Here is a 22,834-nt window from a genome sequence, read left to right as displayed (position 1 = left end):
TCCGTGCGGCGGTGCGGATCGTCGGGCGTCAGCGCCGGATGCGGCTCATCTCCGGGTCGAACAGCGGCTCGGCCGCCACCGACGCCGGGATCCGGCGGTCGAAGTACTGGATCTCCACCCCGGCCCCGACCGGCAGCCCGGCGGGCAGCCAGGCGTAGGCGACGGGGGTGCCCAGGGTGTAGCCGTACGCGGCGGAGGTGACGTAGCCGGCGGGCTCGCCGTCGACCAGCACGGCCTCGTGACCGAGGACGACGCTGCGGCCGTCGTCGATCGTCAGGCAGGTCAGCCGCCGGGTGAGGGCCTCGGGGTCGAGCCGCTCCACCGCGGCCCGGCCGACGAAGTCGCCCTTGGTCTGCGGGCGCACCGCGAAACCCAGCCCGGCCTCGTACGGGTCGTGCTCGGTGGTCATGTCCGCGCCCCAGGACCGGTAGCCCTTCTCCAGGCGCAGGCTGTTGAACGCGGCCCGGCCCGCGGCGACCACACCGAGCGGCTGCCCGGCCGCGTACAGGACGTCCCACAGCCGCTGCCCGTACTCGGCCCCGGTGTAGATCTCCCAGCCCAGCTCACCGACGTAGGACAGGCGCATCGCGGTCACCGGGATCCCGGCGATGTGCGCGGCGCTCGCCCGGAAGAACTTCAGGCCCTCGTGCGAGAAGTCGTCGTCGGACAGCGGCTGCACGAGGTCGCGGGCCAGCGGGCCCCACACCCCGATGCAGCAGGTGCCGCCGGTGATGTCCCGGACCCGCACGCCGCCGTCGGCCGGGAGCCTGCGGCGCAGGTGGTCGAGGTCGAGGTTGGAGTTCACGCCGACCTGGAACCGCTGCTCGCCGAGCCGGGCCACCGTGACGTCGCTGCGGATGCCACCGGTCCGGTCGAGCAGCAGGGTGTAGGTGACCGAGCCGACCGACTTGTCCATCTTGCCGGTGACCAGGCCGTCCAGGAACGCGCAGGCGCCGGGGCCGGTGACCTCGAGGCGCTTGAGCGCGGTCATGTCGTACATCGCGACGGCGGTGCGGGTCTTCCAGGCCTCGACCGCGACGACCGGCGAGTGGAACATCGCCGACCACGGGTCACGCGCCGGTGGCCGCCAGTCGTGCGGCAGGTCCTTGACGAGGGCGGCGTTCGCCTCGTACCAGTGCGGTCGTTCCCAGGCGTGGGCCTCCAGGAAGTACGCCCCCAGCTCGCGCTGCCGGGCGTGGAACGGGCTGACCCGGACGTTACGGGGGGACAGTTTGGGCTGCAACGGGTGCAGCACGTCGTAGATCTCGACGAAGTTCTGCTGCGCGGTCTCGTCGACGTAGGCGTCGGTCGTCTCGATCTCGTCGAACCGGTGCACGTCGCAGCCGTGCAGGTCCAGCTCGCTGCGCCCGTCGGTGAGCAGCTGCGCCACCGCACGGGCGACCCCGGAGGAGTGCGTCACCCAGACCGCCTCGGCGATCCAGAAGCCGGCGACGTCGGCGGACTCCCCGATCAGCGGGCCGCCGTCGGGGGTGAAGGAGAAGACGCCGTTGAACCCGGTCTCCACCTTCGCCGACCGCAGCGCAGGCAGCAGCTCGCGGCTCTGCTCCCACTGCAGGGCGAAGTCGGACTCGGTGAACGGCAGCATCGAGGGCTGGGCCGACGCGCTCACCTCGTCACCGGTCTCGGGCAGCTCGGCGATCGAGACCGGCATCGGTCGGTGGGCGTAGGAGCCGATCCCGATGCAGTCGTCGTGCTCGCGGTAGTAGAGGTCGGCGTCCTGGTGGCGCAGGATCGGCATCGACGCCTCGGTCCGCTCGTCGTTGCGGCCGACCAGCGCCTCGACCTGCCCGGTGCGGGCGTACTGGTGGGCCAGCGGCAGCAGCGGGACCCGCATCCCGACGAGCTTGCCCAGCTCCCGGCCCCAGAACCCGGCGCAGGACACCACGATGTCGGCCGGGATCGTCTCGCCGGAACCGGTCTCGACGCCGGTCACCCGGCCGTCGGCCCGCGCGATGCCGGTCACCCGGGTGGAGCCGCGGAACACCGCGCCGCGCTCGCGCGCCCGCCGGGCGAGCACGGCGACGGCACGGGTGGCCTTGGCCAGGCCGTCGGTCGGGGTGTGCAGCCCGCCCAGGACCCGGCCGGCGTCGAGCAGCGGGTGCAGCCGGGCGCACTCCTCCGGCCCGACGACGGTGGCCGGCACCCCCCGCGACACCGCCCAGCCCTGCTTGCGGTGCAGGTCGGCCAGTCGCTCCGGGGTGGTCGCGACCTCCAGGCCACCGACCTGGTTGAAGCACCACTCCCCCGGTGCGCCGTCGTCGTTCAGGCCGAGGAGCTTCTGCACGGTGTAGGTCGCGAAGGCGGTCATCGTCTTCGACCCGGTGGTCTGGAAGACCAGGCCGGGCGCGTGCGAGGTGGACCCGCCGGTCAGCGGGAGCGGCCCCTGGTCGACGACGGTGACGTCGGTCCAGCCGCGCTCGGTGAGCTCGTCGGCCAGGTTCGTCCCGACGATCCCGGCTCCGATGATGACGACTCGGGAGTTCGTGGCCATGGTGGATCTCCTGTTCTCAGTGGACGGCCGGGCCGGTGCGGGCTGGGGTGCGGAACTCGGTCGCCGCGTCGAGCAGCCAGTCGGCGAGGTAGCCGGCGAACGAGGACCGGACGTGGACCAGGTAGTCGTCGCCGTGCCCGAGCGCCAGCAGGAGCACCCCGGCCTGGCCGAGCAGGGTCTGCGCCGAGCTGCCGGCCGGGAAGGTCTGCGGGTGCAGGTCGAGCGCGCAGCCCAGCGCCAGCAGCTCGCGGGCGAGCCGGCCGCGGATCCGCAGCGCCACCCGCTGCCCGGTCACGTCCACGGCGGCGCCGCCGTGCTCGACGACCAGTGCCCGCAGCGACTCCTCCCCGGCGTGCGGGCGGGAGTGCCGGCTGGTGACCAGCCACTCGTCCGGGCCGAGCCAGGCGATCTCGCCGTCCTCCGTCGCGGTGAAGCTGTTCGCCCGGGTCGGCAGCGGCGCCCCGAGCACCGTGCCGACGACGTGACGGGCCGGGCCGCCCGGGTCCAGCCGCAGGTCGGTGGCCCGGCCGGTCTCCTCGATCTCGATCGCGAGATCGGGCCCGGACAGCGCGGCGAACGCCGGCTCGAGGGCCTCCAGCGGGTGCGTGGGACGCAGCGGGTGGATCTCAGCCATCACGACGGGCTCCTTCCGGGTCGAACAGGACGGACCCGGTGATCTCGGCCGGGACCAGCGCGCCCCGGCAGGGCACGTGCACGACGTCGCCGATCCGGTCGCGCCCGCCCTTGACGAGCGCCAGCGCGAACGGCCGGTCCAGCGCGACGCTGTCGTAGCTGGAGGTGACGTGGCCGAGCATCGGCACCGGCGGGGGCCCGAGCGTGCCGTCGGCGGCGAACTCGACGATCTGCGAGCCCTCCGGCAGCCGGGTCGACCGGTCCGTCGGCAGCAGCCCGACCAGGTGCTTGCGCAGCGGGTCGGTGTTCTCCGGACGGGCGAAGGACCGCTTCCCGACGAAGTCGTCCTTCTTCTTCGACACCGCCCAGCTCATGCCGAGGTCGTGCGGGGAGACGGTGCCGTCGGTGTCCTGGCCGATGATCGGGTAGCCCTTCTCGGCCCGCAGCACGTGCATCGTCTCGGTGCCGTACGGGGTGATCCCCCACAGCGCCCCGACCGTGACCAGCCGTTCCCAGACCGCCATGGCGTAGCGGGAGTCGGCGTTGACCTCGTAGGCCAGCTCCCCGGAGAACGAGATCCGGGCCAGCCGGACCGGGATCCCGTCGAGCGTGGTGTCGGTCCAGGACATGAACCCGAACGCGTCGTTGGACGCGTCGAGGTCGGCGAACACCTCGGCGACGACCTCGCGGGAGCGCGGCCCGACCACCGGGAAGACCGCCCAGTGCTCGGTGACCGAGGTCAGGCGCACCCGCAGGTGCGGCACCTCGGTCTGCAGCCACTCCTCCAGGTGCTCCAGGACCGGGGCCGCGCCACCGGTCGTGGTGGTGAGCAGGTAGCGGTCCTCGGCGATGCGCAGCACGGTGCCGTCGTGGGTGACCATGCCGTCGTTGCCGCACATGAGGCCGTAGCGGACCCGGCCGACCTTCAGGGTGCTCATCATGTTCGTGTAGACGAGGTCCAGGAACTCGCCGGCGTCCGGGCCCTGGACGTCGATCTTGCCGAGGGTGGACCCGTCCATGATCGCGACGTCCCGCCGGGCGGCGGCGCACTCGCGCAGCACGGCGGTGTCCATGTCCTCCCCCGCGCGCGGGAAGTACCGCGGCCGCTTCCACTGCCCGACGTCCTCGAACACCGCGCCGTGCGCCACGTGCCAGGGGTGCACGGCGGTGGTGCGGACCGGGTCGTAGAGGTCGCCGCGCTCCCGCCCGGCGAGCGCGGCGAACGCGACCGGGGTGTAGGGCGGGCGGAAGGTGGTCGTCCCGATGTCGTTCTCGGGGCGCCCGAGCAGCTCGGCGATGATCCCCGAGGCGATCATGCCGGAGGTCCGGCCCTGGTCGTGGGCGGTGCCGATGGTGGTGTAGCGCTTCACGTGCTCCGCCGAGCGGAGCCCGGCGCCGACCGCCCGCTCGATGTCGGCGACGGTGGCGTCGCGCGCCACGTCGACGAACTGCCGGGCCGGGTCGCCCGGGGTCCGCCACAGCACCAGGCCCGGGGTCCGCGCCGGCTCCGGGACGACGCCCGGCGCGTCCCCGCCCGCGGCCTCGGCCAGCGCGCCGGCCAGGTCCAGGGTCCCGTTCGCGGCGCCGATCACCGCGGTGCCCGCCAGCTCCTCGCCCGGCCGGAACGCACCGAGGGCCGGGTCGTAGGTCAGGCCGCCGCGGACGTGGCTGAACAGGTGCGCGGTCGGCGTCCACCCCCCGGAGACGAGCAGGAGGTCCGCGGCGAGGGAGGGACCGGAGTCCACGATCACCCCCGACACCGCGCCGCCCGGCCCGGCGCCCTCGGTACCGGTGACCAGCACCCCGGTCCGCAGGACGACCCCGGCCTCGGCCGCGGCGGCGGCCCGCTGCACCGGGGCGGTGTCCCGCGCGTCGAGCAGGGTGACCGCGGCACCGGCACCGGCCAGGTCGGTCGCGGCGTCGTAGGCGGCGTCGTCGGTGGTGAACACGACGATCTCGCGCCCGGCGAGCACGCCGTAGCGGTGCAGGAACTCCCGCCCCGCCGACGCGAGCATGATCCCCGGCCGGTCGTTGTCGGCGAAGGCCACCGGGCGCTCGATCGCGCCGGTCGCGACGACCACCCGTCCGGCCCGGATCCGGTGCACCCGCTGCCGGGACGCGGCACCCGGCCCGCGGCGCTCCAGCGCCAGCACGAACCCGTCGTCGTAGTGCCCGAACGCGGTGGTGCGCTGCAGGTGCAGCACCTCGGCGTCCTGCTCCAGCTCGGCGACGACCTCGGCCACGTAGCGGTGCGCGGCGCGGCCGTCGATCCGGTCGGTCGCCACCAGCGACCCACCGGGCTCGGGGCGGTCGTCGAGGAGCACCACCCGGTCCCCGCGGCGGGCCGCGGTGCGGGCGGCGAGCAGGCCGGCCGGACCGGCACCGACGACGAGCGTGTCGCAGTGGGCGTAGCGCCGGTCGTAGCGCGCGGTGTCGGCGACCGTGGCGAGCCGGCCCTGACCGTTCAGCCCCCGTGCGACCAGGCCGTCGTGCAGCTCGACGGCCGCGGCCTGCAGCATCGGCTCCGGGAACGGCTCCTCGATCTGCACCAGGCCGGACGGGTCCTCGGTCCAGGCGGCGCCGATCCCCCGCGGCCGGCCCAGCTTGACGCTGCTGCCGATCGTCCGGACCCCGGCCGCGAGCAGCGCCGAGGCCAGCGTGTCACCGGGGTGACCGGTGTGGGCGACGCCGTCGAAGGTGAAGGACAGGGTCCGGGTGCGGTCGACGCGGCCGTACCCGTCGATGCGGCTCATGCTCCGGCCTCCCGGACGCTCGGGCGGGCCTCGTCGGTCCGGTAGACGGCGAGGAACCGGTAGGTACGGGTGTCACGGACGGCGTTGAACCAGCGCCGGCAGCCGGCGCTGTGCACCCAGCGCTCGGCGAAGGCGCCCTTCGGGTTGTCCCGGAAGAACACGTAGTGGACCCACTGCTCGTCGGTGAGCTCCTGGGGGTCCGCCGGGTACGCGACGTGGGCCTGGCCGCCGTAGTGGAACTCGAGTTCCTCGCGGGGCCCGCACCACGGGCAGCCGATCAGTTGCACGGTGGGCTCCTTCTCCGGTCGGGTGGCTAGTGCGCGACGCCGGCGGCGCCGTGCTCGTCGACGAGCGCACCGGTGACGAAGCGGTCGAGGGCGAACGGGGCGATGTGCGGGTGCAGCTCGCCGGTGGCGATCGTGTCCGCGAGGCACCAGCCGAGCCCGGGCGTCACCTTGAAGCCGCCGGTCCCCCACCCGGAGTTGACCAGCAGGTTCGAGTAGGGCGTCCGGCCGACGATCGGCGAGGCGTCCGGCGTGACGTCGACGATCCCGGCCCAGCTCCGCAGCAGGTGCGCGCGGGCGAAGATCGGGAACAGCTCGACGGCGGCCGCCATCTGCCGCTCGATGACGTGGAAGGCGCCGCGCTGGCCGTAGCCGTTGTAGGAGTCGACGCCGGCGCCCATGACCAGCTCGCCCTTGTGCGCCTGGGACACGTACACGTGCACCGCGTTGGACATGACGATCGTCGGGTGCACCGGCTCCAGCAGCTCCGACACCAGTGCCTGCAGCGGGTGCGACTGCAGCGGCGTGCGGACGCCGAGCCGGTCGAGCAGCGTCGAGGTGTGCCCGGCCGCGCAGAGCACGACCTGGCCACAGGCGATGTCACCGCGGCTGGTGCGGATCCCGGTGACCCGGGCCGTGCCGTCCCCGGTGGAGCCCTCGGTGACGAAGTCCAGCACCTCGCAGTCCTGGATGAGGTCCACGCCCGCGGCGTCGGCGCTGCGGGCGAAGCCCCACGCCACGTAGTCGTGCTTGGCGATGCCGGCCCGGGGCTGGTAGGTGGCGCCGAGGACCGGGTAGCGGATGTCGTGCGAGACGTTGAGGATCGGGCAGATCTTCGCGACGTCGTCCGGGCCGAGGTACTCGGCGTCGATCCCGTTGAGCTTGTTGGCCTCGACCCGGCGCACCGAGTCGCGGACGTCCTGCTCGGTGTGCGCCAGGTTGAGCACGCCGCGCTGGGAGAACAGGATCGGGTAGCCGAGGTCGTCCTCCAGCCCCTCCCACAGCTTCAGGGCGTGCTCGTAGACGAACGCCGACTCGTCCCACAGGTAGTTCGACCGGATCAGGGTGGTGTTGCGGGCCATGTTCCCGCCGGCCAGCCATCCCTTCTCCAGGACGGCGACGTCGGTGATGCCGTGGTTCTTCGCGAGGTAGTGCGCGGTGGCCAGCCCGTGCCCGCCGCCGCCGACGATCACGACGTCGTAGGAGCGCTTCGGCTCCGGGTTGCGCCACAGCGCGTCGGGGTGCTCGGGCAGGTGCGCGCCGGGGGGCGCGGTCTCGGTGCTCACGGCGTCAGCTCCGGGTAGAGGGGGTGGCTGTCGGCGAGGACGGCGACCCGGGCGGCCAGCTCGTCCAGCTCGGCGTCGGTGGCCCCCGGGCGCAGTGCGCGGGCGACGACGTCGGCGACCTCGGTGAAGTCCTCGGCACCGAACCCGCGGGCGGCCAGCGCCGGGGTGCCGATCCGGACCCCGGAGGAGACCATCGGCGGGCGCGGGTCGAACGGCACGGCGTTGCGGTTCACGGTGATCCCGACCCGGTGCAGCCGGTCCTCGGCCTGCTTGCCGTCGAGCTCGGAGTCGCGCAGGTCGACCAGGACGAGGTGCACGTCGGTGCCGCCGGAGACGACGCCGACCCCCGGCTCGCCGAGCAGCCGCTCGGCCAGGATCCGGGCACCGGCGAGCGTCCGTTCCTGGCGCTCACGGAAGGCGGGCTCGGCGGCCAGCTTGAACGCCACCGCCTTGGCCGCGATCACGTGCTCCAGCGGGCCGCCCTGCTGGCCGGGGAAGACGCTGGAGTTGAACTTCTTGGCCAGCTCCGCGCGGGCCAGGATCACGCCGCCGCGCGGGCCGCCGAGGGTCTTGTGCGTGGTGGAGGTGACGACGTCGGCGTGCGGCACCGGCGACGGGTGCAGCCCGGCGGCGACCAGGCCCGCGAAGTGCGCCATGTCGACCATCAGGTGGGCGCCGACCGCGTCGGCGATCCGCCGGAACTCCGCGAAGTCGAGGTGGCGCGGGTAGGCCGACCAGCCGGCGACGATCAGCTTCGGCCGGCGCTCGTGGGCCAGCCGCTCGACCTCGGCCATGTCGACCCGGTGGTCCTCGGCGCGCACGTGGTAGGCGGCGACGTCGTAGAGCCTGCCGGAGAAGTTCAGCCGCATGCCGTGGGTGAGGTGCCCGCCGTGGGCGAGGTCCAGGCCGAGGATCGTGTCGCCCGGGGTCAGCAGCGCGGCCATGGCCGCGGCGTTGGCCTGGGCACCGGAGTGCGGCTGGACGTTCGCGTACTCCGCACCGAACAGGTCGGTGAGGCGGTCGATCGCCAGCTGCTCCACGACGTCGACGTGCTTGCAGCCGCCGTAGTAGCGCCGGCCCGGGTAGCCCTCGGCGTACTTGTTGGTGAGCACCGAGCCCTGGGCCTGCAGCACGGCCAGCGGGGCGAAGTTCTCGCTGGCGATCATCTCGAGGGTCCGGCGCTGGCGCCCCAGCTCGGCGGTGACCGCGGCGTGCACCTGCGGGTCGACCTCGCTCAGGGCACCGTCCAGCACTCCGGCGGCCGGGTTCCCGTCCACGGCTGACGTCGTCATGGACACCTCCACATATCTTCGCGAGAGGACTGATATATCAACTGTCGAAAGACTGGCACGCCGTTTCCGCCGCGGTCAAGGGGCCGGACAGGTGGGCCCCCGCCGATCGCCGGGCGGGCCCGGACGTGCCGACGGCGCAGACCCCCGGGCCGGGGACCTGCGCCGTCGGCGCGACCGGACTACACCCGCTTGGCCAGCTCCCGGCGCCAGCGCCCGAACGGTCGCGGGCGGTCGACACCGAGCACCCCGACCGGCGCGCCCGAGGAGTCCAGGAACAGGGCCAGGAACCCGGCCCCGGCGGACGCCGCCGGATCCCCCTCCTCGACCCGCACCGAGCCCCCGGCCGCACGGTGCCCCGCGAACTGGATCCTGTGCCCGTACTGGTCGGACCAGAAGTAGGGCACCGCGTGGTGCGACGGCAGCGCGTGTTCGGCACCCAGCAACGCCGCCGCGGCGACCGCCGGTTGCTGCAGCGCGTTCGTCCAGTGCTCCAGGCGCAGCCGGTCGCCGGTGTAGTCCCGGTGCGAGTTCGCGCAGTCGCCCACCGCGACGACACCGGGCAGGTTCGTGCACCCGCGGGCGTCGGTCACCACGCCGTCGTCGAGGTCGAGCCCGGAGCCGTCGAGCCACTCCACGTTCGGCGCGGCCCCGATGCCGACCACCACGACGTCGGCCGGCAGCTCGCGGCCGTCGTCGAGCCGGACGCCGGTGACCCGCGGGTCCCCGCTGAGACCGGCGACCCCGACCGCGCGGTGCAGCCGGACGCCGTTCGCCTCGTGCAGGCTCCCGCAGGCCGTCCCCATCTCGGGGCCGAGCGCCCGGCCCAGCGGTACCGCCGCCGCCTCGACGATGTCGACCGCGAGGCCCAGCCCGGCGGCGGTCGAGGCGACCTCGGCCCCGATGAACCCGGCCCCGACGACCACCAGACGCCGCCCCGGGAGGAGGTCGGCCCGCAGCGCGCGTGCGTCGTCGAGGGTGCGCAGGGTGTGGACACCCTGCGGGTTGCCGCCCGGGAGCGTGCGGGCCCTGGCCCCCGTGGCGAGGACGACGGCGTCGGCGGTGAGCCGCTCGCCGTCGTCGAGCGTGACGACCCGGCCCGGGCCGTCGAGTGCGGTCGCGGTCCGGCCGAGCCGCCACTCGACGTCGAGCCCGGCGTCGTCGGGACCGGTGAGGCCGATCTCGTCCTCCGACGCCGTACCGCCGAGGTACTCCTTGGACAGCGGGGGCCGGTCGTAGGGGGCGTGCTTCTCCTCGCCGACCACCACGATCCGGCCCTCGAAGCCCTGATCACGCAGCGCGCGGACGGTCGCGAGACCCGCCAGCGACGCGCCGACGACGACCACGTCGCGCATCAGGACACGAGACCGGACGCGAGACCGGCCGTCACCTCGGTGCCGACCGGCACCGTCTCGTCGACGTAGACGTGGTCGCCGTCGAACACGACGGCATGGGTCCGGACGGGTGTCTTCGCGGGCGGACCGCTCGGCCTGCCGGTGCGGAGGTCGAAGCAGGCCGCGTGCAGCGGGCACTCGACCGCGCAGCCCTCCAGCCAGCCGTCGGACAGTGAGGCGTCCTGATGGGTACAGGTGTCGTCGATCGCGAACAGTTCGCCGTCGACGTTGAAGACGGCGATCGCCACCGACCCCTGGACTCGAACGGACTCTCCGACCGGGATGTCGGACAGCTCGCCCACGAAGATCATGGTTCCTCCAGTGTTGCCTATCGCGAAACTCGCTATCTCATGCGCAACCAGAGGATGAGGTCTCGGAGGGCCGTCGTCAACGAGTGAATTCCCGGCTCCCACCCGCGCCGGGCAGCGGAAACAGCGCGGAAACCCGGCCGGTGTTGCGGCGCAACACCGGCCGTCGGTTCGAGGGACGTGTGAGCCGTGTCTCCGCATCGGTCCAGAGGCCGGACGATCAGAAAACGAAAGATATGTCACTGATGGACCATGGGCCACCATGTCGTCGGGGAGCACCCGGCTGCGACACTGCGGGCCCGGCGCACCGGCCGCGCCGGAGGGGGGACACACATGACCGAAGGGGCACGCAGGCGCCGGCGGGGCGGGCCCGCACCGGCCGTCGAGGAGGAGCGCACGGTGCGGCGGGCCGCCGCCGCGGCGTCGATCGGGAACGTCGCCGAGTGGTACGACTTCGGCCTGTTCTCCTACCTCGCCGCGGTGGTGCTGAACCGGGTCTTCTACCCGGAGGCCGGCGAGTGGTCCAGCGTGCTGATCCTCGGCACCTTCGCCGCGGCGTTCGTGGTGCGCCCGCTCGGCGGGTTCGTGTTCGGCCCGCTCGGCGACCGGATCGGCCGCACCCGGGTCCTCGCGTTCACCGTCCTGCTGATGACGGTGGCGACGCTCGCGCTCGGCCTCGTCCCGAGCCACGGCACGATCGGCGTCGCCGCGCCGCTGCTGGTGCTGCTGATCCGGATGCTGCAGGGCTTCTCCGCCGGCGGGGAGTACACCGGGGCCCTCACCCTGATCGCCGAGTACGCACCGGACCGCCGCCGCGGCTTCTTCGGCAGCTGGCTGGAGTTCGGCACCCTCACCGGCTACACGCTGGGCGCCGGCGCGTGCGGGACGGTGATCGCGCTGCTGCCCGAGGACGACCTGCTGGCCTGGGGCTGGCGGATCCCGTTCCTGCTCGCACTCCCGCTCGGCATCGCCGGGATCTACCTGCGGATGCGGCTCGAGGACACCCCGGCCTTCCGGCAGCTGATGGAGCGCTCCCCCGCGCTGGCGAGCATGCCCTACCGGCGCGCCATGCAGATCCTGCTCACCCGCTACCGCGGTCCGGCCCTGGTCGCCGGCGGCCTGGTGGTGGCCTGGAACGTCACCAACTACGTCCTGACCAACTACATGCCGACGTATCTGACCAGCACGTTGCCGCGCAACGGCGAGGACGGCGCCTCCGGGGCCACCGCCGGGGCGATGCAGGTCGCGGTCATGGCGTTCATGCTGTGCGTGATCCTGGGGATCGGCCGGCTCAGCGACCGGATCGGGCGCAAACCGATCCTGATGACGGCCAGCCTGGCCCTGGTCGTGCTCGGCCTGCCCGCGGTGTGGCTGGTCCGCGGGGGGCTGCCCGGCCAGGTCGTCGGACTGCTGATCATGGGCTCGATCCTGGTGTGCTTCGCCGCGGTGTGCCCGTCCACGCTGCCGGCCCAGTTCCCCACGATGGTCCGCTACGGCGGGCTCGGAGTGGTGTTCAACCTGTTCGTCTCGATCTTCGCCGGGACCGCCCCGACGATCATCGAGACCGCCGTGACCACGACCGGGAACCTGGACTGGCCCGGCTACTACCTGATGGCGGCCGGGGCGGTCGGCGTGGTGAGCGTGTTCTTCCTGCGGGAGACGGCGGGGACCCCGCTGGCCGGCGCCGCGCCGCTGACCTCCAGTGCCGACCTGCCGCCGCCACCGCTGTCACCGGAGGGGGTGCCGCTGGAACAGCCACGGGACGAGCGCCGGCACTGAGATCGGCCGCCCGGCGGGCCACGTGCCACGTCTTGGCACTTTTGATATATCAGTCTAACATCGTAAGTGTGTCCGCCCACCGGCGACGGGAGCTGCCGTGACCATCTCCGTGTTCGACATGTTCAAGATCGGTATCGGTCCGTCCAGCTCGCACACCGTCGGGCCGATGCGGGCCGCGTACCTGTTCGTCTCCCGGCTGGCCGAGCAGGACCTCCTGGAGCGGACGACGGCGGTGCGGGTGGAGCTGTTCGGCTCGCTGGGTGCCACCGGGCACGGGCACGGCAGCGTCGGGGCCGTCGTGCTCGGGCTCGCCGGGCACCAGCCGCACCTGGTCGACCCGGTGCAGGCGGGCCCGCTGGTCGACGCCGTCCGGGAGTCCGGGCGGATCGGGCTCGCCGGACGGCACGAGATCGCGTTCGCGGTCGACGACGACGTCGTCCTGCACCGGAACCGGAGCCTGGACTTCCACGCCAACGGCATGGTGCTGCACGCCCTCGACGCGCACGGCACGCCGCTCGACCGGCGCGAGTACTACTCGGTCGGCGGGGGGTTCGTCCTCGACGCCGACGCGATCGGCGGCCCGGCCCTGGTCGAGGACCGCACACCGGTCGCGCACCCGTTCACCACCGGCGACGAGCTCCTCGGCCTGACCCGCACGCACGGCCGGTCGATCTCGGAGATCATGCTCGCGAACGAGCTCTCCTGGCGGACCGAGGCGCAGGTCCGCGCGGAGCTGCTGCACATCTGGTCGGTCATGCAGGAGTGCGTCGAGCGCGGCACGAGGACCCCGGGCACGCTGCCCGGCGGCCTGCGGGTGCGCCGTCGCGCCGCGACCCTGCGCGCGCACCTGGAGTCCGCGACCGGCGAGCCGGACGCGTTGCACGCCATGGAGTGGGTGACCCTCTACGCGCTGGCGGTGAACGAGGAGAACGCCGCAGGCGGCCGGGTCGTGACCGCCCCGACCAACGGCGCCGCCGGGATCGTGCCGGCCGTGCTGCACTACGCGGCCCGGTTCGTCCCGGCGTTCGACGACGACGCCGTGGTCCGTTTCCTGCTCACCGCCGGCGCGGTCGGGGTGCTGTTCAAGGAGAACGCCTCGATCTCCGGTGCCGAGGTGGGCTGCCAGGGCGAGGTCGGATCGGCCTGCGCGATGGCCGCCGCCGGGCTCGCCGAGGTCATCGGCGCGACCCCGGAGCAGGTCGAGAACGCGGCCGAGATCGGCATCGAGCACAACCTGGGCCTGACCTGCGACCCGGTCGGCGGGCTCGTGCAGATCCCGTGCATCGAGCGCAACGCCGTCGCCTCGGTCAAGGCCATCACCGCGGCCCGGATGGCGCGCCACGGCGACGGGATGCACCACGTCTCGCTGGACAAGGCGATCAAGACGATGCGCGAGACCGGCGCGGACATGAAGGACAAGTACAAGGAGACCGCCCGCGGCGGTCTCGCACTCAACATCGTGGAGTGCTGATGCGCACTCCGCCGCCCCCTCGACAGGACCCGCGATGACCGCACTCACCGACTCCCCCACCGGCACGACCATGGACTTCGACGCCCCGGTCTCGCTCGCCGACCGCGCCTACGTCGCCATCCGCGACGAGCTGATCATGCTGGCGATCCCGCCGCTCGCCCCGATCGACGACGACGCCATCTCCACCCGCACCGGCCTCGGGCGGACACCGGTGCGCGAGGCGCTGAAGCGGCTGGAGACCGAGCGGCTGGTCGTGTCCTACCCGCGCCGGGGCACGTTCGCGACCGCCGTCGACATCTCGGACCTGCGCGACGTCTCCGAGATCCGGACCGCGCTGGAGCCACTGGCCGCGCGGCGGGCCGCGACCAGCGCGGCACCGGCCCGGCGCGCCGAGCTGGCCGCGCTCGCGGACCGGATCGCGGACCTGGAGACCGGCCGGATGACCCGCACCGAGCTGATGCACTGGGACGTCGCGGTGCACCGGTCGATGTACCGGGCGGCCGGCAACCCGTACCTCGCCGACACCCTGACCCGCTACCACAACCTGGCGACCCGGATCCACTGCATGTTCCTGGACCGGATGGCCCAGGTGGGCGGCCACGTCAGCGAGCACTGCACGATGCTGCACGCGATCGCCGACGGGGACGCGGAGCAGGCCGAGCGGATCTGCCGGGAGCACGTGACCGGGTTCGAGCGGGCCGTCCGCGCCGTGCTCTGAGCCCGCTCGCCGGACGGCTCCCCGTGCCCACTCCTGATATATCAATTGTCGTCGATCGAACGGAAGGTGTACCCATGCCGCAGCAGGTTCGCGGGGTCGTCGCCCGCGCCAAGGGCGAGCCGGTGACGGTCGAGACGATCACCGTTCCCGACCCCGGACCCGGCGAGGCCGTGGTCCAGATCCAGGCCTGCGGGGTCTGCCACACCGACCTGCACTACAAACTCGGCGGCATCAACGACGAGTTCCCCTTCCTCCTCGGCCACGAAGCCGCCGGAGTGGTCGAATCCGTCGGCGACGACGTCACCGACCTCGCACCCGGCGACTACGTCGTCCTCAACTGGCGCGCCGTCTGCGGGGTCTGCCGCGCCTGCCGCAAGGGCAAGCCCCACCTGTGCTTCGACACCCACAACGCCACCCAGAAGATGACCCTCACCGACGGCACCGAACTCTCCCCCGCCCTCGGGATCGGCGCCTTCACCGAGAAGACCCTCGTCCACTCCGGACAATGCACCAAGGTCAACCCCGACGCCGACCCCACGGTCGCCGGGCTCCTCGGCTGCGGAGTCATGGCCGGACTCGGCGCCGCGGTCAACACCGGCCGGATCGGACGCGGCGACTCCATCGCCGTCATCGGCTGCGGCGGCGTCGGCGACGCCGCCATCGCCGGCGCCACACTCGCCGGCGCCACCACCATCATCGCCGTCGACACCGACCCCCGGAAACTCGCCTGGGCCCGGGAATTCGGCGCCACCCACACCTGCAACGCCACCGACACCGACCCCGTCGACTACATCCGCTCCGTCACCGACGGCAACGGCGCCGATGTCGTCATCGAAGCCGTCGGACGCCCCGAAACCTACGAACAGGCCTTCTACGCCCGCGACCTCGCCGGCACCGTCGTCCTCGTCGGCGTACCCACCCCCGACCTACAGGCCCCCGACATCCCACTCATCGACTACTTCGGACGCGGCGGCGCCCTCACGTCGAGCTGGTACGGCGACTGCCTGCCCAGCCGCGACTTCCCCACCTACATCGACCTCTACCTGCAAGGCCGCTTCCCCCTCGACAAGTTCGTCACCGAGACCATCGGCATCGACGACATCGAGGCCGCCTTCGACAAGATGCACAACGGCGAGGTCCTCCGCTCGGTGGTGGTCCTCTGACGACCGCCCCGGCCGACCGCGACGTGCTCGTCTCCCGCGGCGATCCGCGCCGAGATGCACGTCAGCGGGCCCGGAAGGCCCACGCACCCCGCTGACGCACATCTCGGCACGCGCACCGCCGGGCGACGCACCCCGGCGACCGCGCCACCGCCGCCACTCGCGCACCGCCACTCGCGCACCGCAGGTCGGGCAACGCCGCTCGCCTGGGGGACGACGGGCTGCCGTGCGTGCCGAGATGCAGCTCAGCGGGGTTTCCCGGTCGCCCCGGCCCTCGGTCGTGCACCTCGGCACGGGCTGCGGTGCAGGGTGGGCGGTCTCCGGCAGCGGCTCCCGGGCGCGGCACCGCTGCCACCCGGCCGATGCGGGTCCGGGGGGCCGGGCCACGCCCGGGACGTACCGGACGAAACGGAGATCAGCGACGCACGTCACGACCACGGGCCCGCACCGGCGTCCGCTCCGTAGGGTCGGCGGACGTGGAGCGACGCTCCCCCGCCCCGGCGCCCACACAGACGTGGCCGGCTCTCCCCCGAGCCCGGCCGGAGAGTGAACCGCGATGAGCACCCAGCCCGCCGACCAGGACCGCGACACGACCGCCCACGGTCAGGTCACCGCACCACTGCGTGTCGAGGACTCCGAACGCGACCTCCGGGTCGGGTCACCCGCCGACCACGCCGCGGGGCTGAAGGCGGTCCGGATCTCCATGACGCGCGCCCTGAGCCAGATGGGCGTGGTGAAGACCGCGAAGAACCTGCTCACCCTGAACCAGGTCGACGGGTTCGACTGCATGTCCTGCGCCTGGCCGGACCCGCAGGGCCACCGGCACACCGCGGAGTTCTGCGAGAACGGGGCGAAGGCGGTGTCCTGGGAGGGGCAGCGCGAGACGGTCGGGCCGGAGTTCTTCGCCGCGCACCCGATCTCCGACCTCGAGCAGCGCACCGAGTACTGGCTGGAGAGCCAGGGCAGGCTGACCCATCCGATGGTGCGCCGCGACGGCGCCGACCACTACGAGCCGATCTCGTGGGACGACGCGTTCGCGCTGGTCGGCAGGCACCTGCGGGAGCTGCCGTCACCGGACGGGGCGGCCTTCTACACCTCCGGCCGGGCATCGAACGAGGCCGCGTTCGTCTACCAGCTGTTCGCCCGTGCCTTCGGCACCAACAACCTGCCGGACTGCTCGAACATGTGCCACGAGTCGACCTCGGTCGGCCTGGGCCGCACCATCGGCGTCGGCAAGGGCTCGGTCTCGCTGCAGGACGTGCAGAACGCCGACCTGATCATCGTCTCCGGGCAGAACCCGGGCACCAACCACCCGCGGATGCTCTCCGCGCTGGAGATCGCCAAGCGGGACGGCGCGACGATCGTCGCGATCAACCCGCTGCGCGAGGCCGGGCTGCTGCGCTTCGACAACCCGCAGAAGCCGGCCGGTCTGCTCGGCAACGGCACCGAGCTCGCCGACCACTACCTGCAGATCCGCTCGAACGGCGACCTCGCGTTCTGGCAGGCGGTCGGGCACCTGCTGCTCGCCGCCGAGGACGAGGCCCCCGGCACCGTGATCGACCGGGACTTCGTCGACGGCCACAGCGTCGGCTACGAGCAGTGGGCCGCGCACGTCCGCGACCTCGACTGGGACGCCGTGCTGGCCGCGACCGGGCTCACCAGGGCCGAGATCGAGCAGGTGGCCCGGCTCATCGCGTCCTCGGAGCGCATCGTGAACTGCTGGGCGATGGGCATCACCCAGCACCGCAACGGCGTCGCGACGGTGCAGGAGATCGTGAACGTCACGCTGGCCCGCGGCATGATCGGCAAGCCGGGCGCCGGTCTGTGCCCGGTGCGCGGCCACTCCAACGTCCAGGGCGACCGGACGATGGGCATCTGGGAGAAGGCGCCCGAGAGGTTCCTGTCCGCGCTCGGTGCCGAGTTCGGCTTCGAGCCGCCCCGCGAGCACGGCCACGACGCCGCGGACGCCGTCCGGGCACTGCGCGACGGTGACGTGCGGGTGTTCGTCGGGCTGGGCGGCAACTTCGCGTCCGCGATGTCGGACACCGAGGTCACCGAGTCCGCGCTGCGCTCGGCCGCGCTGACCGTCCAGATCTCGACCAAGCTCAACCGCAGCCATCTCGCCGCCGGGCGCGACGCGCTGATCCTGCCCACGCTCGGCCGTACCGAGAAGGACATGACCGGCGGGCTGCTGCAGCGGGTCACCGTCGAGGACTCGATGTCCGCGGTGCACGCCTCCCGCGGCCGGGCCACCCCGGCCGGGCCGCTGCTGCGCTCGGAGGTCGACATCCTCTGCGGGGTCGCGCAGGCCACCCTGGGCGACCGCTACGGCATCCCGTGGGCGGAGTTCGCCGGCGACTACGGGCGGATCCGGGAGCGGATCGGCCGGGTCGTGCCCGGGTGCGAGGACTACGAGGAGAAGATCTCCCGGCGCGGCGGGTTCACCATGCCGCACGGCCCGCGCGACTCGCGGACCTTCCCCACCGTGGCGGGCAAGGCCATGTTCACGGTGAACACGCTGGAGGTCGCCGACGTCCCGCAGGGACGGCTGGTCCTGCAGACGATCCGCAGCCACGACCAGTTCAACACCACGATCTACGGCCTCGACGACCGCTACCGCGGCGTGTACTCCGGGCGCCGGGTGCTGTTCGTGAACCCCGAGGACCTGGCGGAGCAGGGCTTCGCCGACGGCGAGCACGTGGACATCGTCTCGGAGTGGGCGGACGGGGTGCAGCGCCGCGCCCAGCGGTTCCGGCTCGTCGGCTACGACACCCCGCGGGGCTGCGTCGCCGGGTACTACCCGGAGACCAACCCGCTGATCCCGCTGGACTCCCAGGCCCTGGAGTCGGGCACGCCGACGTCGAAGTGGGTCGTCGTGCGACTGGTCCCGGCCGCCTGACCCGCCCCGCGGGCAGGGCCGCGTCGTGGAGCCGGTCCGGCTCCACGACGCGGGCCGGGATCAGCCCTTGAAGCGGAACGGGGCGAGGGCCTCGGCCAGGCTGACCGGGTCGCCGTTCTCGCCGGGCGCGTGGTGGAAGCCCTCGGCCTCGGCGAAACCGATGAGCCGGCGCTCGTCGAACAGCCCGCAGACGTAGCGCACGGTGTCCTCGCCGATCTCGGAGACGCCCACCCGCATCTGGTAGATGCCCGGGTAGTGCACCTCGGCGAGGTACTGCACCGACAGCGACGACGGCGACAGCCCGTCCAGCGGGCCGCCCGCCGGGTAGCCGAGGACGTCGGAGTGCAGCTCGGCCAGGCCGTCGAGGTACCACGAGGCCAGCGCCACGTTGTTGACGTGGCGGTTGGTGTCGATGTCGGTGAACCGGGTCCGGACGTCCCAGCGGAACGGGTAGTTCTCCCGGACCGTGCGAGCCGTCCCGCGCTCCGGGCGGACCGGGGCGGGGGCCTGCATCTGCAGCGCGACCAGGGCGTCGCGGACCTCGGCGGTCAGCGGGGCCGGCTTCTCGCCGTCGGTGTGCACGGTCGTCGACCCGCCGGTGGCGACGCACTCGTCGCCGGCGAACACCGCGTAGCGGTAGGAGAACGAGGTCGTCCCGATGTGGCTGACGCCGACGCCGATCCGGTAGGAGCCGGCCACCCGCAGCGGCGCGAGCACGTCGACCGAGACCGCGGCCAGCAGCAGCCGGACCCGGGACTGCAGGCGGGCCACCAGGTCGGCGCCGAAGCTCTCCCGTTCGACGGCGACGCGGGCGTCCTCGAACCAGCGGACGAGGGCATCGCGACCGATCCGGCGGCTCGGGTCGAGGTCGGCGTAGCGCGCCTCGTGCTCGATCAGCACCGGGAACGCGGCCGGCACCGGCGGGGTCGCATCGTGGGCGGTGATAGTGGCTGTCACTCCACCATCGTGACGCTGTGTCGCCGCTCACCGTGACCCGGCCGTCCGTTATCACACCTGGTGATCGGAACCGTGACGCCCCGTGCGCACGGATCCGCCCCGCGCGGCCGGAACCGTCGGGGGTGCTCGGTAGCCTCGCCCCGTGCCCGCTCCCCTGCAGACCCGTGACCTGCCCGGTGTGCACGAGCTGCTGGAGGCGGCCGTGTCCTCGGTCGGCGGGGCCCGTCGCGAGGGGCAGGACCGGATGGCCGACGCGGTGCGCCGCTCGCTGTCGTCCGGGGAGCACCTGGCCGTGCAGGCCGGGACCGGCACCGGCAAGTCGCTGGCCTACCTGGTGCCCGCGATCCGGCACGCGATGGTCCGCGACACCACCGTCGTCGTGTCCACGGCCACGATCGCGCTGCAGCGCCAGCTGGTGGACCGCGACCTGCCGCGGGTCGCGAAGAGCCTGAAGAAGGTGCTCGGCCGGGAGCCCACGTTCGCGATCCTCAAGGGCCGCCGCAACTACCTGTGCCTGAACAAGCTGCACGGCGACATGGAGGATGCGGCCGACGAGGCGGACCAGCTGTTCGACGCGTTCGCGATCTCCGCGCTGGGCCGCAACGTGAAGCGGCTGCACGACTGGGCCTCCGACACCGAGACCGGCGACCGCGACGAGCTGGTACCCGGCGTGCCGGACACCGCGTGGCGGCAGGTCTCGGTCACCGCGCGGGAGTGCCTCGGTGCCAGCCGCTGCCCGGTCGGCGAGGACTGCTTCGCCGAGAAGGCGCGGGCCCAGGCCGGGCGGGCGGACATCGTCGTCACCAACCACGCGTTGCTCGCGATCGACGCGATGGGCGAGGCGCAGGTCCTCCCGGAGCACGACGTGGTGATCGTCGACGAGGCGCACGAGCTGGTCGACCGGGTGACCGGCGCGGCCACGGCCGAGCTGACGGCGGGCGTCGTGGCCACCGCGGCCCGGCGCAGCGGCAGGCTCGTCGACCAGGAGCTGGCCGACCGGCTCGCCGAGGCCGGCGAGGGCCTCGGCGCCGTGCTGGAGGACCTGCCACCGGCCCGCTGGGAGGCGCTGCCCACCGCGGCCGCCGGCGCGCTGAACGCGATCCTGTCCGCCGCCGCGGCCTGCCGGCAGTCGCTCGGTGCGAACCGCCGCTCCGAGGACACCGACCCCGAGGGCGCGGCCGCGAAGAAGCTCGCGCTCGCCGTGCTCGACGAGGTGTCCGAGACCTGCGTCCGGCTGGTGGACACGTTCAAGGAGCCGGATCCGGCGAAGCGGCGCGACGTCGTGTGGCTGGGCGAGCAGGGGCCCGACGGCAGCCGCTACAAGGTGCTCCGGGTGGCTCCGGTGTCGGTCGGCGGGCTGCTGCGCGAGCGCCTGTTCAACGCGCGGACCACGGTGCTGACCTCCGCCACGCTCGCCCTCGGCGGCTCGTTCGACGCGCTGGCCCGCCAGTGGGGGCTGCCCGCGTCACGGCCCGTGGAGTCCGGCCGCACCGAGGCGAACACCGACGCCCCGCAGGAGACCGCGCACTCCGGGTCCGGAGCCGCCGATCCCGGCCACGGCCCGGTGCAGGACCCGGAGGCCCCGCGCTGGACCGGGCTCGACGTCGGGTCGCCGTTCGCGCACGGCACGTCCGGGATCCTCTACCTCGCCCGCCGGCTGCCCTCCCCCGGGCGGGACGGCCTGGCCCCGCAGACGCTCGACGAGATCGAGGGCCTCGTCCGGGCCGCCGGCGGGCGCACGCTGGGCCTGTTCTCCTCCACCCGGGCGGCGAAGCAGGCCACCGAGGCGCTGCGCGGCAAGCTGGACACCCCGTTGCTGTGCCAGGGCGACGACTCGACGATGCTGCTGGTCAAGCGGTTCGCCGAGGACCCGGAGACCTCCCTGTTCGGCACGCTGTCGCTGTGGCAGGGCGTCGACGTTCCCGGGCCGTCGCTGTCGCTGGTCATCATCGACCGGATCCCGTTCCCGCGCCCGGACGACCCGCTGGTCGCGGCCCGGCAGAAGGCGACCGACTCCCGCGGCGGGAACGGTTTCCTCTCCGTGTCGGCGACCCACGCGGCGCTGCTGCTCGCCCAGGGCGCCGGCCGGCTGCTGCGGGCCACCGACGACCGCGGCGTCGTCGCGATCCTCGATCCGCGGATCGCGACCGCCCGCTACGGCGGGTTCCTCCGGGCCAGCCTGCCGCCGTTCTGGGAGACCACCGACGTCGAGAAGGTGCACGGCGCGCTGCGCCGTCTGCGTGGTGCATGAGCTGCGGCACCTCGCACTGCAGCGGCGGCGCCCGTCGCGTTAGGTTGTGCCCTACTGAGAAGTCGATCAGAGGAGCAGACATGGCGGACGCGGTGTACTCGACCGAAGCGGTCTCGTCGGGCGGCGGTCGCACCGGCCGGATCCGTACCGACGACGGCTTCATCGACCAGGATCTGAAGATGCCCCCGGCCCTCGGCGGGCCCGGCGGCGCCACCAACCCCGAGCAGCTGTTCGCCGCGGCCTACGCGAGCTGCTTCCACGGCGCGCTGCGCAAGGTCGCGGGCGCGAAGAAGATCACGGTACCGGAGGAGGCCACGGTCACCGCGACGATCGGCCTCGCGCCGGACGACGTCAGCTTCGTCGTCTCCGCCGTGCTCACCGCGCACCTGCCGGGCCTGGACAAGGCGCAGGCCGACGAGCTCATCGAGGCCGCGCACCAGGTCTGCCCGTACTCCAAGGCCACCCGCGGCAACGTCGACGTGCAGCTCGTGACCACCGTCTGAGACCGTGCGCCGGAGCCGGTGGGCGTAGGGCGTGGCGGCGGCCGGTGCGTCCCTCGCCCCGCCCGTACCCGGCTCCGGATCGTGCAGAGGCGGTCGTCGTCACCCGGCATCATCGCGCTCATCGATCGAGCGCCGCCGGACGGTGGACCGGTGCGCCGGCGGCGCCGGGCCGCCAGGTCAGCCATCCGCGGCACAGGACGAACGCGGCGACCGTCGCGACGACGAGCAGCCCGTCGATCCACGCCGAGCGCACGGCGTAGGGCAGGTCGAGGTTGAGCAGCGCGTGGGCGGTCACGAGGCCCTTCTGCAGCAGGACCAACTCCCACACGCCCCGCTGCCCCCGCGGCCGGAGCGCCAGCATCGCCCAGAGCCCGGCGAAGACGAGATAGGCGGTCGTCCGCCAGAACTCGGTCAACGCGTACTCGTCGGGAGCGGCGAGGATGCGGTTGATCCCGTCGGCGAACGCACCGAGCGTGGCCAGTGCGCACACCGCGAGCAGGAGACGCCCGGTCCGGTCCGCCCACGGCGTGGGGAGATCGACCTCGGTCGGGGACGTGGCGCTGTGGGTCGTCGGCATCGATGGTTCCTCTCGTCGGGTCCGGCTCTCGGACGGGAGCAACGATGCAGCGGGTCCGCG

At 73.2% G+C, this 22,834-nt stretch carries 17 protein-coding genes; 7 read left to right on the top strand and 10 right to left on the bottom strand.

Annotated features, from left to right (window positions below):
• Nucleotides 1–28: 28 nt before the first annotated feature.
• The 8 genes from AFB00_RS18095 to AFB00_RS18060 form a co-directional block, all read right to left on the bottom strand.
• Entirely contained in the window at nt 29–2,512 is a 2,484-nt protein-coding gene (locus AFB00_RS18095) for a GcvT family protein (RefSeq protein WP_068798224.1), read from the bottom strand.
• A gap of 16 nt (nt 2,513–2,528) precedes the next feature.
• Complete coding sequence (locus AFB00_RS18090; protein ID WP_068798223.1) at nt 2,529–3,146, bottom strand: sarcosine oxidase subunit gamma; 618 nt, start codon at nt 3,144–3,146, stop codon at nt 2,529–2,531.
• Nucleotides 3,139–5,898, bottom strand: coding sequence for a 2Fe-2S iron-sulfur cluster-binding protein (locus AFB00_RS18085; protein WP_068798222.1), 2,760 nt, complete (start codon nt 5,896–5,898; stop codon nt 3,139–3,141). The genes AFB00_RS18090 and AFB00_RS18085 overlap by 8 nt, the downstream gene beginning before the upstream one ends.
• Nucleotides 5,895–6,185 carry a sarcosine oxidase subunit delta gene (locus AFB00_RS18080; protein ID WP_068798221.1) on the bottom strand — a complete coding sequence of 97 codons (291 nt, stop codon included), beginning with the start codon at nt 6,183–6,185 and terminating at the stop codon, nt 5,895–5,897. The genes AFB00_RS18085 and AFB00_RS18080 overlap by 4 nt, the downstream gene beginning before the upstream one ends.
• Before the next feature lie 26 nt (nt 6,186–6,211).
• Nucleotides 6,212–7,468 (bottom strand): sarcosine oxidase subunit beta family protein, encoded by a 1,257-nt coding sequence (locus AFB00_RS18075; protein WP_068798220.1) that lies wholly within the window; start codon nt 7,466–7,468, stop codon nt 6,212–6,214.
• Complete coding sequence (gene glyA / locus AFB00_RS18070) at nt 7,465–8,760, bottom strand: serine hydroxymethyltransferase (protein ID WP_068800414.1); 1,296 nt, start codon at nt 8,758–8,760, stop codon at nt 7,465–7,467. Before glyA ends, AFB00_RS18075 begins: the two co-directional genes overlap by 4 nt.
• Nucleotides 8,761–8,939: 179 nt before the next feature.
• A complete protein-coding gene (locus AFB00_RS18065) occupies nt 8,940–10,112 on the bottom strand; it encodes an NAD(P)/FAD-dependent oxidoreductase (RefSeq protein WP_068798219.1) in 1,173 nt (390 codons plus the stop codon).
• Nucleotides 10,112–10,462 (bottom strand): bifunctional 3-phenylpropionate/cinnamic acid dioxygenase ferredoxin subunit, encoded by a 351-nt coding sequence (locus tag AFB00_RS18060; RefSeq protein ID WP_068798218.1) that lies wholly within the window; start codon nt 10,460–10,462, stop codon nt 10,112–10,114. Before AFB00_RS18060 ends, AFB00_RS18065 begins: the two co-directional genes overlap by 1 nt.
• Before the next feature lie 330 nt (nt 10,463–10,792).
• Between AFB00_RS18060 and AFB00_RS18055 the strand changes: the two genes are divergently transcribed.
• From AFB00_RS18055 to AFB00_RS18035, 5 genes are all read left to right on the top strand, one after another.
• Nucleotides 10,793–12,238, top strand: a complete 1,446-nt coding sequence (locus tag AFB00_RS18055) for an MFS transporter (protein ID WP_068800413.1) — start codon at nt 10,793–10,795, stop codon at nt 12,236–12,238.
• Nucleotides 12,239–12,335: 97 nt separating this feature from the next.
• Nucleotides 12,336–13,709: an L-serine ammonia-lyase gene (locus AFB00_RS18050; RefSeq protein WP_068798217.1), complete on the top strand. Its 1,374-nt coding sequence runs from the start codon at nt 12,336–12,338 to the stop codon at nt 13,707–13,709.
• A gap of 34 nt (nt 13,710–13,743) precedes the next feature.
• Nucleotides 13,744–14,427 (top strand): GntR family transcriptional regulator, encoded by a 684-nt coding sequence (locus AFB00_RS18045; protein ID WP_068798216.1) that lies wholly within the window; start codon nt 13,744–13,746, stop codon nt 14,425–14,427.
• Nucleotides 14,428–14,501: 74 nt separating this feature from the next.
• A complete protein-coding gene (locus AFB00_RS18040) occupies nt 14,502–15,590 on the top strand; it encodes an S-(hydroxymethyl)mycothiol dehydrogenase (RefSeq protein ID WP_068798215.1) in 1,089 nt (362 codons plus the stop codon).
• Between the two features lie 553 nt (nt 15,591–16,143).
• Nucleotides 16,144–18,486 carry an FdhF/YdeP family oxidoreductase gene (locus AFB00_RS18035; RefSeq protein WP_083275617.1) on the top strand — a complete coding sequence of 781 codons (2,343 nt, stop codon included), beginning with the start codon at nt 16,144–16,146 and terminating at the stop codon, nt 18,484–18,486.
• A 60-nt stretch (nt 18,487–18,546) separates the two neighbouring features.
• Here the strand turns inward: AFB00_RS18035 and AFB00_RS18030 are convergent, their stop codons facing one another.
• Nucleotides 18,547–19,443: a thioesterase family protein gene (locus AFB00_RS18030; RefSeq protein WP_156819617.1), complete on the bottom strand. Its 897-nt coding sequence runs from the start codon at nt 19,441–19,443 to the stop codon at nt 18,547–18,549.
• 142 nt (nt 19,444–19,585) lie between these two features.
• Here AFB00_RS18030 and AFB00_RS18025 point away from each other — a divergent pair, with 142 nt between their 5' ends.
• The gene (locus AFB00_RS18025; protein ID WP_068798213.1) at nt 19,586–21,694 is read left to right on the top strand and encodes an ATP-dependent DNA helicase; all 2,109 of its coding nucleotides are present in this window, start codon (nt 19,586–19,588) and stop codon (nt 21,692–21,694) included.
• Between the two features lie 80 nt (nt 21,695–21,774).
• Nucleotides 21,775–22,197, top strand: coding sequence for an organic hydroperoxide resistance protein (locus AFB00_RS18020; protein WP_068798212.1), 423 nt, complete (start codon nt 21,775–21,777; stop codon nt 22,195–22,197).
• 118 nt (nt 22,198–22,315) lie between these two features.
• Here the strand turns inward: AFB00_RS18020 and AFB00_RS18015 are convergent, their stop codons facing one another.
• On the bottom strand, nt 22,316–22,774 hold the full coding sequence (locus AFB00_RS18015) for a hypothetical protein (protein ID WP_068798211.1): 459 nt from the start codon (nt 22,772–22,774) through the stop codon (nt 22,316–22,318).
• Nucleotides 22,775–22,834 lie beyond the last annotated feature (60 nt).

It is taken from the genome of Pseudonocardia sp. HH130630-07 (assembly GCF_001698125.1).
GTDB lineage: Bacteria > Actinomycetota > Actinomycetes > Mycobacteriales > Pseudonocardiaceae > Pseudonocardia.
The sequence above is the reverse complement of the archived record's forward strand: the minus strand, read 5'-3'. Positions and strand labels throughout refer to the sequence as shown.